This window comes from Burkholderia sp. DN3021 (assembly GCF_049805555.1).
GTDB classification, from domain to species: Bacteria; Pseudomonadota; Gammaproteobacteria; order Burkholderiales; family Burkholderiaceae; genus Burkholderia; species Burkholderia pyrrocinia_C.
In genome coordinates this window covers 1-12,562 of the sequence record NZ_JBNCAB010000007.1, presented here as the reverse complement: position 1 = coordinate 12,562, position 12,562 = coordinate 1, and the positions used below count along the sequence as shown (strand labels likewise).

Genomic DNA, 12,562 nt, shown 5'->3' with positions numbered 1-12,562 from the left:
AAAAAAAGAACAGGGCCCGTGCCGTGAGCTGGTTCAACGCTCGTGTGCGGCGCGATCCGCGGCCGCATCGGGCGGCAGCGTCTGCCGGATGCGCGTGACCGTTCGCGTACTGACGAGACCGAGCATGGCGCTGACATCGGCGTGCGTGTGGCCGGCGAGCAACTGGCGGCGCGCATACGTGTTGCGCAGCACGCGCGGGCTCATGTCCGCTGCGTGGAAGCCGATCGAGGTCAGCGCGTCGCGCACCACGAGCAGCAGAAACATGTCGTTCATCGTGCCACCGCCGCGCGGCGCGGGAAACAGCAGTACCGATGCCGGTGCGTCTGCCGAGCGCGCACGCCATGCGGCGAGCGGCGCCAGCGCGAACGCGGCGAGTTCGATCCGGCGCGCCGGCCGCGCGCGATCGCGCGGCACGGACAGCGCCGGCGGCAGCGCGTCGAGATCGGGCGCGTCATGCGTCGTCGCGCGAATCTCGGCGGACGTGATGCCGCTCGCAAGCAGCAGCGCGACGATCGCGCGATTCCGGCAGTCGGCCGGCGTGTCGTCCGATCGCGGCTGCACATGGCGCTGCAGCGCCGCGTCGGCGTCGGGCGGCAGGTAGCACGGCTCGGGCTCGCCGTCCGGCCACGCGAGATGGCGCGTCGTCCGGCCGGCCGGATGGATCGTCCGCACGCCGGTGTCGACCAGATGCCGGCCCAGCCGGTCGATCAGCTTCGCGTAACGCACGCGGGTCGAGGTGCCGGGCGCGCACGTGCGTTCGAGCTCCGTCAGGAAGGCTGCGACGTGGTCGGGCCCGAACGTGGCCAGCGACACGCCGTGCGCGATCAGATGGCGCAGGAACCGTTCGAACATCGCGACGTGCTGCACGACCGAGCGCGGCGCGAACGGCCGGCGGCCGGCGCCGGTCGCGGTGGTTTCCTGCCATGCGCGAAAGGCGCCGACGGGATCGTGAATCCAGCGATTCGTATCCATCCACGATTTATAGCCGGACGCGGTGACGCCGGCAATCGTCCCGATGTCCATTCCAATCCGGCCGGCCCGTGCAATGCAACCGGCGCATCAGTGCGCGGCACGCGTGTCGTCGACACGTCGTCGCGCATCGTCAGGTCAACAAGCAAACAAGCACGAGCAGCTGCGTGATGCAGAACCGGAACGCGTCCGGTACGCCGTTTCATTGCTTCGACATCCACATCCCGAACCATTCGCCGCTGACCACGGCGGCAGGAATTGCTTGCGCGAGCGGCGTGGCCAGCGCGATTTCGACAACGCGCTGACGCGGGTCGAGAACCTGCGAGCGCCGATGCAGTGCAGCAAGCGAACCCTCAAGCCGGTTCGGTGGCGCTGCACATACAACGACCGGTCGCGTCGCGTCATTTCCTTATTGCGGAAAAAAATTTGTTCGTGGGACTATCGAACGCGTTGCCTGTACACCGAGGGGGTTGCAGGCAGCGCGGTGTCCATCGCAACGACCTAAAAGAACATCGACAGACAATGAACAGAACAGCGATTTTCCCGTATGCGTCCGCGTTGCTCGCGGCTGCCCTGCTGACGGCATGCGGCGGCGACGTCGAGAACGAAGCGGGGCGCACGCAGGCACCTTCGACCGATACGAGCTGCCTCGCGGTCGACAACAGCGGCGCGACGGTCGTGGTGGGCTCGAACCAGCCGGGTGATCCGTCGCTGCCGGAAGCGTCGTCGGGTTATCGCACCGGGATGAAGCCCGTCTATGCGAAGACCTACCTGGTGGCGACGTCGAACGCTTACGCGAGCGCGGCCGGCTGCGCAGTGCTGAAGAAAGGCGGCACGGCCGCCGACGCGGCGGTCGCCGTGCAGGCCGTGCTCGGCCTGACGGTGCCAGAGGCGACGGGCCTCGGGTCGGGCGGCGTGCTGCTCTACTACGATGCGCGCGGCAAGACGCTGCAGGCATACGACGGCCGGGAAACCGCTCCGGCCGCCGCGACGGAGAACTACCTGCGCTACGTCGACGACACGACCGACCATTCGGCGCCGCTGCCGAACGCGCGCGCCAGCGGCCGCTCGATCGGCACGATCGGCGTGCCGCGGCTCATCGAGGCGCTGCAGCAGGATCACGGCCGGTTGCCGTGGCAGAACCTGTTCGGCGATGCGATCACGCTCGCGACCAACGGCTTCCCGATCGGCGGCCGGCTCGCCGACGCGATCGCGGCAAACGCCGCGAACCTGAAGCGCGACCCCGAGGCCGCCGCGTATTTCCTGAATGCCGACGGCTCGCCGAAGACGCTCGGCACCGTACTGAAGAACCCCGCGTACGCGCACACGCTGACGCTGATGGCGCAGTCGGGTGCGAATGCGCTGTACACGGGGCAGATCGCGCAGGACATCGTCGCGAAGACCGCCACGACGAAGGGCGCGGACGGCTCGACGCTCACCCCAGGCAAGACGACCGTCGCGGATCTGGCCGCGTATCAGGCGAAACGCCGCGAACCCGTATGCACGACCTATCGCAGCTACTGGGTGTGCGGGATGCCGCCGCCGTCGTCGGGTGGTATCGCGGTCGCCGCGGCGCTCGGCATTCTCGAGAACTTCGACCTGAAGTCGCTGAAGCCGACGGCGATCGATCTCGAGGGCGGCAAGCCGACCGTCGCGGGTGTGCACCTCGTCACCGAGGCCGAACGGCTCGCGTATGCCGACCGCGACAAGTACGTGGCCGATACGGATTTCGTGCCGCTGCCGGGCGGCACGTGGGACACGCTGCTGAACAAACCGTACCTGAAATCGCGAGCGGCGCTGATCGACGCGGCCAAGAGCATGGGCACCGCACAGCCCGGCAATTTCGGCGCGGTGCCGCTCGGCGTCGACACGACGCTGATCGAGCACGGCACGAACCAGTTCACGATCGTCGACGGCGACGGCAACGTGCTGAGCGCGACGACGACGGTCGAGTCGAGCATGGGCTCGTTCCACATGACCAACGGTTTCCTGCTGAACAATCAGTTGACCGACTTTTCCGCGAACCCGGTCGACAGCGCCGGCAATCCGGTGGCCAACCGCCTGCAGCCGGGCAAGCGGCCGCGCAGCTCGATGGCGCCGACGATCGTGTTCGGTCAGGCCGCCGACGGCTCGCGCGGCGATTTCGTGATGGCGACCGGTTCGCCGGGCGGCGGTACGATTCCGCAATACGTGGTCAAGACGCTGGTCGGCGCGCTCGACTGGGGGCTCGATGCGCAGCAGTCCGCGGGCCTCGTCGATTTCGGCGCGAGCAACAGCCCGACGACCACGATCGGTGGCGAGCATCCGAACGTCAACGCGGCGAACAACGGTGCGAACGATCCGCTGATCACGGGGCTGCTCGCGCTCGGGCACAAGGTGTCGACGTCCGCGCAGGCGAGCGGCGTCAACACCGTAATGCGCGTGACGGTCGGCCAGTCGCCCGCGTTGCAGGGCGGCACCGATCCGCGTCGCGAAGGCGTCGTGCTCGGCGATACGTTCCGGCCGTAACCGGGCGGAACGCGCACGGCCCCGATCTGCCTGTATCTGCCAACAGGCGATCGGGGCCGCGTTTCTTTAAGGGGCTGCAATGACGCACGCACGTCTGCTTGAAATGGACGCAGTCCTGTCGGCGCCAGGCTTTTCGGTTCCCTCGGCGATGTCGATTGCGACAGCGCGCTGGACAGTCGCGATGCCGAGCCGCTCGATGCGCCGCGGATGGCGGCATGCGATGCGATCGACGACGATCCGGGTACGGCGATCGACAGGCCGGCAGTAGACGCATTGCGGGAAAAGGCATTCAAGCTCGCCTTCGGCGCATCGGACAACGCCGGAGCGGCGGCGTGTGTGTCCGACGATATCGAATCGATCGCGAGGCGCCGGTTGTCGCGCCGCACCGAGGTCCGGTCGACACACATACTTTGGAATGCCTATAAAAACGGCTGGTTCCCCTGCTAGCCGTTTCACTTTCGTGGTTTCCCGATGCGCGGCGATCGGGTGAAGCGTGATCGCGGGGTGACCCGTGCCGCATGCCGTCGGGTTCGCGCCTGCTCGTCGGCAAGTACGCCGTCTTTCCCATCTCAAGCCCCCGATTGTCAAACAGTGTGAGTCAATCGTCAGCATTTGCAACTGAAGTAACAGTCCCCGCAAATCAATCGTTTTGCGCGTCGGCGCCGCTACATTAGCTCCACCTGCCGCACGTCGCGGCGAGGCATGCGACAAGCCGCACGAACGCGGCCCGCAGCAACAACGTCTTTTGGGGAGAATGACCATGAACAAGATTCGTACGATTCTGCTGGGTGCCGCTCTGACGGCGATGGCGACGTCGGCTGCTTTCGCACAGACGGCCCAGACCGGCGCAGAGGGTTCCGCAGGCGTCGGCGCACAGGTCCAGACGCCGCTGCTCGGCGGCGGCGTGGGCGTGCAGGCTGGCGCCGGCGCGAATGCGGCAGGCTCGGGTTCGGGCGCAGGCAACCTCGTCGGCGGTGCGCTGAACGGCGTCGGCAAGACGGTCGGCGGCGTCGGCGCGGCAGCCGGCAATGCGGTGGGCGGCGCGACCCAGGCGGTGGGTTCGGCAGCGGGCACGGCGAAGGATGCCGCAGCCTCGGCCGTACACTCGACGAAGTCGCACGTGAAGCACGTCGCAGGCACCGCAAAGAGCCACGCGCAAGGCGCGGTGTCGACGGCAGGCGATGTTGCGGGCGGCGCGAAGGCGAAGGCCGGCGAAGCGCTCGAAGGCGCGACGAATTCGGTGCAGGGCGGCGCATCGGTCGGCGTGAAGGGTTCGGCTTCGGCACAAGGCGGCGCGCTGTAAGCAACACGCATCCAATCACGGCCCGGCCCGCTTCGAAGCGGGCCGGGCCGTTTTTTTATCGGCACACACGGCGCGCCGTTCGACGTTCCTCGCAATACAGTGATGCATCGGCGTTCGCCGCGAATCCGGCGGCGCGATGGGCACGTGCGCGCTACCGGATGCCCCGGGCACGAGCCCGCGACAGGCGACGCGCGCGGTCCCTGCCCATTGCCCGGCCGCCATGCTTAAATAGCGGGGCTCCCGGTTGCCGGGCCGCCGCGATGGCAGCGCCGGCCGACGCGGGCAAGCATGTCCGATCGATATCGTGACGACAGACGACATCAAAACGCCGTTCCGGCGAACCCGGCGGCTACCAGGATTGAGATTGACGGCCGGGCCTGCGCACGCGGCGCCGCCCTTCGTCATGAAACAGAGGAATCTTCGTGAAGTTCATCCACGCGGCAGACATTCACCTTGACAGCCCGTTGCACGGCCTGAGCGCGTATCCCGACGCGCCGGCCGCGCAGTTGCGCAACGCGTCGCGCGAGGCGCTGCGGCAACTCGTGGATCGCGCGATCGAAGAGGAAGTGGCGTTCCTCGTGATCGCCGGCGATCTGTACGACGGCGACTGGAAGGATCACAACACGGGCATCTTCTTCGGCCAGCAGATGGGGCGCCTGCGCAAGGCCGGCATTCGCGCATTCGTCCTCGGCGGCAACCACGATGCCGAAAGCGAGATGACGAAGAAGCTGACGCTGCCCGACAACGTCACCGTGTTCGGCCACCGCAAGCCCGAAACCCACAAGCTGCCGGAATTCGATGTCGCGCTGCACGGGCAGAGCTTCAAGGACAAGGCCGTCGTCGACAATCTTGCGATCGGTTATCCGGACCCGGTGCCCGGGTACTACAACATCGGCGTGCTGCACACGGCGCTCGAAGGTTATGCGGCGCACCCGAACTATGCGCCGTGCACGCTGGCCGAACTGCACGCAAAGGGCTACGACTACTGGGCGCTCGGCCACGTGCACGAATTCCAGAAATGGACGGGGCCGTCCACCGTCGTGTTTCCGGGCAACCTGCAAGGGCGCCATATCCGCGAGACGGGGCGCCGCGGCGCGGTGCTCGTGACGGTCGAGCAAGGCCGCACGCAGGTCGAGCGTCTGTATCTCGACGTGCTGCGCTGGGAAGCCGTGTCGGTCGACGCATCCGATTGCTTCACGGTCGCCGACCTGTCGAGAAAGATCGGCCAGTCGCTGGAGGCGCTGCTGACCGTCGACGGCCACGTGCCGCGCGCGGTGCGCGTGACGGTCACGGGGCGCACGCCTGCGCATGGGCTCTTTTTCGGCCGCGCGCCGCAGCTGCGTGCGGAGGTACTGAACCAGATCGGCATCATCGGCAACGAGCGGCTGTGGCTGGAGAAGGTCCGGCTCGCGACGTCTGCCGCCGATCATCAGCAGGGCGAGAGCGAGCAGCTTGAAGCGCTGGAGGATTTGAAGCAGATCCTGGCCGAAGCCGCGCACGATCCGGATTTCCTCGCGCTGCTCGAACGCGACCTGAAGCCGTTCGTCGGCAAGGTCCGCAGCGACGTGAAGGAGGAAGTGCCGTTGTTGACGATGGCGCGCGCGGGCGAGCTCACGGCGCTGGTCGAGCAGGTCGGTCCCGCGTTGCTCGCGCGGCTGGCAAGGGGGGAGTAAGCGATGCGCATCAGCCAGCTCGATCTGATCAAGTACGGCAAATTCACCGACGAAACACTGCGGTTCCCGTCGGCCGGCGAGGATTTTCATGTGATCGTCGGGCCGAACGAGGCCGGCAAGTCGACGATCCGCACGGCCGTGTCCGAGTTGCTGTTCGGGATGAAGCTGCAGACGCCGCTCGATTTCCTGCACAGCACGCCTGAACTGCGGATCGGCGGCGTGCTCGAGAACGGCACGGGCGAGTTCGCGTTCCACCGTGCGCGCGGACGCAGTCCGTTGCGCACGCCTGCCGACGACAAACTTCCCGACGACTATCTGGCCGCCATCCTCGACGGCGCGACGCGCGAATTCTTCGAGCAGATGTTCGGGCTCGATCACGGGCGGCTGGTCGACGGCGGCCGCAGCATTCTCGACGCATCCGACAAGCTCGGCCAGGTGCTGTTCGAATCGGCCGCCGGTGTTGGCAGTCTCGGGCCGGTGCGCGAGGAACTCGACGCGCGTTCGGTCGAACTTTGGGCACCGCGCCGCAGCGGCAGCGCGTTTGCGCTGGCAGAAACATCGTTCAACGAAGCCGTGGCCGAACTGAAGACGGTCCAGGTGCGCACGCGCGACTGGGTCGATCGCAAGGACGCGCGCGAGGCGGTCGAACAGCAGATCGAGCACGCGCGGGTGGAGCAGCGCCGGCTCGAATCGCTGCGCTCGAAGCTCGAGCGCGTTCGGCGGTTGGCGCCGTACCTGAAGGAGCTGACGGTCAAGGATGCGGCGCTGGCAGAACTGGGCGCGGTCGTCGAGTTGCCGCCGACCGCGTATGCGGACCTGCTGAAGGCGCAGGGCGATCTCGCGGCCGAACAGAAGGTGCTCGAAGAACGGCGTGCCGACCTGCTTGCGAAACGGCAGGCGCGCGATGCGATCGATGCCGACGCCGATACGCTGGCGCTCGAAGCCGACATCGAAGCGCTCGATCGGCTGCGCGGCGCGTGTATGAATCACGCGCAGGATCTGTTGCTGCTCGGCGCCGACGTCGAGCGGCACCTGTCCGCCGCGTTTTCGGCCGCCGCGCAGCTCGACTGGCCGACGGACGAAGCGACGCTGCGCGCGTCGCTGCCGACGGCGCTGTCGCTGAAGACCGTCGCGAACCTGCTGCGCGAACACGGCGCGCTGCACCAGGCGCTCGCCGGCGCGCGCGAATCGCTCGACGAACGAACGCACGAGCTTGCGCAGGTGCAGGAGCAACGGGCGCGCCTGTCGACCGCCGACGTGCCGGAAGCGCTGCGCGCGGCGCTCGCCGATGCGCAAGGCTTTCGCAACAGCGGCCAGCGCGAACAGGCGCTCGAACACGAAATCGCTGCCGCCGAACGCACGCTGTCCGGCGCGCTCGATGCGCTCGGCCAATGGCGCATGCCGGTCGACACGCTGCGCGCGCTCGACGTGCCGTCGGCGGCGCGGCTCGGCGCGTTGCTCAAGGAAGACAGCGAGCGCGCAAGCGCGGCTGCTGCCGCACGCGACGCGCGGGACGGCGCGCTCGAAGAGCTCGAGCGGCTCGAATTGCAGGAGAAGCATTTCGCGGAGAACCACAAGGTCGTCACGACCGCCGACGTGCTGGCGGCGCGCGCACGACGCGACGGCGCATGGGGCGACATCCGCAGCGGCGCCGTCGATCTGGCAACTGGCGCACCGGCGGTCGACGACGCGATTCGTCTGGCCGACGAACTCGTCGATGCGCAGCTCGGCGCCACGCAGGCGGCGGCGACGCTGCAGTCGCTGCGTCAGCAGGTCGAATCCGCGCGTGCCGGTGTGGCGCGCAGGCAGGCTGCGTCGGACGAACGCGAGCGCGAGCTGGCCGCGCATCGCGACGCATGGGCCGAGCTCGCGATGACGGCCGCGGTGCCCGGCATGCCGCTGGCGGCGATGGGCGACTGGCTCGCAAAGCGCGATACGGTGTTCGCGGCGCAGGCCGATCTCGACCGTCAGCGCCGCGAATTCGACACGATTCGCGCGGCGCGCGCCGGTGCCGAAGCCGCGTTGCGTTCGGCGCTGCATACGGTGTCGCGAGGCAGCGAGACGGACGGACTGGCGGCACTCGTCGCCATCGCCGAGACGTTCGTGCAGTCGGCCGAGAAAGCGATCGCGCAGAAGGACAGCCTCGACGACCGCGCGCGGGAAGCCGAACGCGGGTGCGCAACGGCGCAGTCGCGAGTCGGCCATGCGCAAGCAGCCTACGATGCGTGGCATGCGCAATGGCGCGACGCGCTGGCCGACGCGAAACTTTCCGCGAGCGCGGTGACGCTGGCAGCGGCAGAAGGCGCGCTCGGGCTCGCGAATGTGGTGACGGCCGAACTGGCCGATGCGGATGCGCCGCGCAACCGGATCGCTGCGATCCGCGCCGAGCTGGCCGCGCTCGAGGCCGGCGCGCGGCGGCTTGCCGAAACGCTCGCGCCGGAATGGCTGGCGAGCGGCGACTGGCTGGACGTTGCACGCAGGCTGGCGATGCGTCTCGCGGCCGCAAAGGAAATCGCGCGCGCGATCGAGCGTGCCGACGAAGCCGTGCGGCAGGCCGACGGCAAGGTCACGGATGCGGCCGCCGCGGTGGCGGGCGCCGATGCGCGTATCCAGCCGCTGCTTCAATTGGCCGGCGTGGCGTCGATCGACGCGGCGCTGCCGCTGGCCGAACGCTCGGATCGACAGCGCCAGCTTCGGCAGGCGGTCGATGCCGCGCACGAGGCGCTGGTGCGCGACGGCGACGGGCTGTCCCGTTCGGCCGTCGAGGCTGAGGTTGCGGAACAGGACATCGCCGACGTGCCGGCGCGTCTGGAGGCTGTGAAGCAGTCGCTGGGCGATGTCGGCAAGCGGTTGAACGAGCTCGCGCAGCAGCAGGTCGTGGCCGACCAGGCGTTCGGCGCGATCGACGGCCAGGCGAACGCGGCCGTCGCCGAATCGAAGCGGCAGGAAGCGCTCGCGGCGATGGGCGACGCGGCCGAACAGTATCTGGAGGCGGCCACCGCCAGCCGCTTGCTGAAGTGGGCGACGGATCGCTATCGCGACCAGAAGCAGGGGCCGATGCTCAGGCGGGCGGGCGAAATCTTCGCCGGGCTCACGCTGGGCGAGTTCGCGAAGCTCACCGTCGATACCGAACGGACGCCGCCCGCGCTGTATGCACGGCGGATAAAGGGGGCGTCGGTCGAGGTCGCAGGGTTGAGCGAAGGGACGCGCGACCAGTTGTTCCTCGCGCTGCGGATCGCGGCGCTGGAGCTGCAGCTCGGCAGCAGGACCGCGCTGCCGTTCGTTGCCGACGACCTGTTCATCAACTTCGACGACGCGCGCGCGAAGGCTGGGCTCGACGCGCTGCGCGATCTGTCGACGCGAACCCAGGTGCTGTTCCTGACGCACCACGATCACCTGCTGCCGCTCGTGAAGGACGTATTCGGCGCGCGGGTCAACGTGGTCGAACTGCAGCGCGCGCCGGCCGGCGCGTGATGCGGGGCGCGCAGGGATGCCGGCACACGGGAAGAGTCATCGCGTGCAGGTAGTATGTGCGGTTCCGAAATGCACGCGACCGGTTCTGCCGGTCGCGGGACTGGCCACACGAGGGGGGAACATGAAAAAGCTGGTAGCCGCGATCGCGTTCGCGGCGGACAAGCATCGCAATCAGCGGCGCAAGGACGAAGAAGCGTCGCCGTATATCAATCATCCGATCGCGCTTGCCGACGTGCTGGCCAACGAAGCCGGCGTCGAGGACGAACGCGTGATCGTCGCAGCCGTGCTGCACGACACGGTCGAGGATACGGAGACGACCGAGCAGGAACTGCTGCGGCTGTTCGGCAAGGACGTGGCGGACATCGTGATGGAAGTCACGGACGACAAGTCGCTGCCGAAGGACGAGCGCAAGCGCCTGCAGGTCGAGCATGCGGCGACCATCAGCCGGCGCGCCAAGCTCGTGAAGCTGGCCGACAAGATCTGCAACCTGCGCGACATCGCGCGGCATCCGCCAGCGGACTGGCCGCTCGAGCGCAAGCAGGCGTACTTCGACTGGGCGAAGTCGGTCGTCGATCCGATGCGCGGCGTGCATCCCGGTCTCGAGGCGATCTTCGACGCCGCGTACGGCGCACGGCCCGCGGACTGAGGCGCCCGCATGCGTTCGGCCCGATCCGTCGGATCCGCCGCACGGCAACCGGCTGCGGTGGCGGGTGTCGACGTCGGGGGCGACAGGAAGCTGTGCGATCTCGTGATCCTGCGCGGGTCGACGGTTGTCTGCCGCGAACGGCGGATCGCGCCCGAGGCGTTGCCTGCGCTGTGCCTCGCTCATGACGTCGTGGCCGTTGGCGTCGACGCGCCGAGCCTGTGGTGGGCGGGAAGCGGGCGTCGGGCGGCCGAGCAGGCGCTCGCGCGCGAACGGATCTCGTGCTTTCCGACGCCGTCGCGGGAGCAGGCGGTCGCGAGCACGTCGGGCTTCTTCGACTGGATGTTCATCGGAGAGCGTGTCTACCGCGCGCTCGCGGATGCCTATCCATTGCTGACCGGCGCGCACTATGCGGGCGGGCGCGCGAGCTTCGAAACCTATCCGTACGCGATTACCTGCGCGATGCTGGGCAAGGCGGTTGCGTCGGCAAAGCAGAAGCGCAACCAGCGCCGGCAATTGCTGGAACGGCTGGGGATCGACGTGTCGACGCTGCTATCCGTCGATGCGCGAGACGCGACCCTGTGCGCGCTGACGGCGCAATACGTCATCGATGGAAGCGCGCATGCGTATGGCGATGCAGAGGGGGGATATATCCGTGTGCCGATCGTGAGCGAGACGATTGTGCTCGACTCGTTGTAGTTGCGACGCGCGACCCCGGGCGGGCGCAGATCGCAGGATTGTCGTTGCGGCAAGGTGAGCTTTTGCGGGAGGTGTGCGGCTGGCCTGACGACGAAGGTGTCAGGCAGCGATTGTCTGTCGGCATGCATCGGGATTGCGGGTGCACACGACATGACGCCGGTGCGCCGCGCGATCCCGAGCGGCACTGCTCAATCCTCGAGGATGGATTTCGGCACGCTGGACAGATCGCAGGCTTGCGCCTGTTCGAAGTAGCCTTCCGCATCGTCGATCATCACGACCGCGACGTCGATCAGTTCGTCGAGCCGTTGCAGCAGCGATTCACGCCACTCGATGTCTTCGTCGCGCTCGGGCGTCTTGTCCATCTGCTCGATGATCGAGTCGGCCGTCTGCAGGAAAGGAATCGCCTGCTGATAGTTTTCGATCGAAACCAGCGCCGCATTGCGTGCGCCGATGAGCCGTTCGCGATGCTCGTCCGCGAGTTCGGATTCGCCGCTGATCCGCGGCAATACATCCGAGATGCGTTGCAGAAGTGGCGGGGCCTGTTCTTCGAGCAGGATGGCGCGCTCGCGCAGCGCTGCATATTCGTCGCGAAGATCGGCGTCGCCGGGTTGAGTGGTGCTGTCCATCGTCGATATGAGTACGTGGTTCGGTCGCGGCATGATACTCGACCGCGCGAGCCCCCTTGTCCGATCCTCAGGACAGGGTTGCGAAACCCATGAAGGCACGAACGCGCGACGTTGCAGCCGGGCGGCGCGGCGTTGCGTTCCGGCGGCCCGTTGATTGGCGGGGATGCGAATCCGGAGCGCGCCTGGGACGGCATGCCGTCGGCCTCGTATATATATGAGGAAAGAGAGGCTTTTTCAAAACAATTTCACAAAAGGGCTTGCGGAGACGGGGGCGGGTGCATAGAATCACGCCTCTTTCGCGCTAACGGAAACGCGGCGCGGGAGAGGGGAAGCGAAGTCGGCGGTGTGCGGCAGGTTGGGCGCACGGCTGGCGCAGGAAGATGGACCGCGCAGTCGCAACGAAGTGGTTAAAAAGTTGTTGACGAGCTGCGAAACACGGTTCATAATTTCGCTTCTCTGCTGCTGAAAACGCAGCGCTGCTGAGAAACACGAAGTTCCTCGCAGAAACGCTCTTTAAAAATTAACAGCCGATAAGTGTGGGCGCTTGATGGAAGCGAGCTGATCCTCGGATCAGAAAGCGAAAGTATCAAGAGTCTCACACTAAAGTAAGTCAGGTTTATGAAGTGATTCATATTCCTGTCAGCTTTGAGTGAGCGACCGGTTCGAA

General features: G+C 67.3%; 11 protein-coding genes. 8 read left to right on the top strand and 3 right to left on the bottom strand.

Annotated elements, in window-relative coordinates; all coding sequences use genetic code 11:
* Positions 1-33 precede the first annotated feature (33 nt).
* Complete coding sequence (locus ACPUER_RS05925; protein ID WP_425130673.1) at positions 34-972, bottom strand: tyrosine-type recombinase/integrase; 939 nt, start codon at positions 970-972, stop codon at positions 34-36.
* A gap of 43 nt (positions 973-1,015) precedes the next feature.
* Here ACPUER_RS05925 and ACPUER_RS05920 point away from each other — a divergent pair, with 43 nt between their 5' ends.
* The 8 genes from ACPUER_RS05920 to ACPUER_RS05885 all read left to right on the top strand — a co-directional run bounded on the left by ACPUER_RS05920 (position 1,016) and on the right by ACPUER_RS05885 (position 11,269).
* Positions 1,016-1,474: a hypothetical protein gene (locus ACPUER_RS05920; protein ID WP_425130600.1), complete on the top strand. Its 459-nt coding sequence runs from the start codon at positions 1,016-1,018 to the stop codon at positions 1,472-1,474.
* Positions 1,475-1,491: 17 nt separating this feature from the next.
* Positions 1,492-3,477 carry a gamma-glutamyltransferase family protein gene (locus ACPUER_RS05915; protein WP_425130599.1) on the top strand — a complete coding sequence of 662 codons (1,986 nt, stop codon included), beginning with the start codon at positions 1,492-1,494 and terminating at the stop codon, positions 3,475-3,477.
* Between the two features lie 207 nt (positions 3,478-3,684).
* Positions 3,685-3,924, top strand: coding sequence for a hypothetical protein (locus ACPUER_RS05910; RefSeq protein WP_425130598.1), 240 nt, complete (start codon positions 3,685-3,687; stop codon positions 3,922-3,924).
* Between the two features lie 313 nt (positions 3,925-4,237).
* On the top strand, positions 4,238-4,780 hold the full coding sequence (locus tag ACPUER_RS05905; protein ID WP_034182565.1) for a hypothetical protein: 543 nt from the start codon (positions 4,238-4,240) through the stop codon (positions 4,778-4,780).
* Positions 4,781-5,202: 422 nt separating this feature from the next.
* A complete protein-coding gene (locus tag ACPUER_RS05900; RefSeq protein WP_425130597.1) occupies positions 5,203-6,453 on the top strand; it encodes a metallophosphoesterase family protein in 1,251 nt (416 codons plus the stop codon).
* A gap of 3 nt (positions 6,454-6,456) precedes the next feature.
* Positions 6,457-9,927 carry an AAA family ATPase gene (locus ACPUER_RS05895; protein ID WP_425130596.1) on the top strand — a complete coding sequence of 1,157 codons (3,471 nt, stop codon included), beginning with the start codon at positions 6,457-6,459 and terminating at the stop codon, positions 9,925-9,927.
* Positions 9,928-10,048: 121 nt separating this feature from the next.
* Positions 10,049-10,573, top strand: coding sequence for an HD domain-containing protein (locus tag ACPUER_RS05890; RefSeq protein ID WP_034182569.1), 525 nt, complete (start codon positions 10,049-10,051; stop codon positions 10,571-10,573).
* Between the two features lie 9 nt (positions 10,574-10,582).
* Entirely contained in the window at positions 10,583-11,269 is a 687-nt protein-coding gene (locus ACPUER_RS05885) for a DUF429 domain-containing protein (RefSeq protein ID WP_425130595.1), read from the top strand.
* Positions 11,270-11,457: 188 nt separating this feature from the next.
* Here ACPUER_RS05885 and ACPUER_RS05880 read toward each other — a convergent pair whose 3' ends face one another.
* Together ACPUER_RS05880 and ACPUER_RS05875 are read right to left on the bottom strand one after the other, a co-directional pair.
* Entirely contained in the window at positions 11,458-11,895 is a 438-nt protein-coding gene (locus ACPUER_RS05880) for an ATPase (protein ID WP_072440314.1), read from the bottom strand.
* 440 nt (positions 11,896-12,335) lie between these two features.
* Positions 12,336-12,562: hypothetical protein (locus ACPUER_RS05875; protein WP_425130594.1), on the bottom strand; the 227-nt coding region annotated here is incomplete at its 5' end.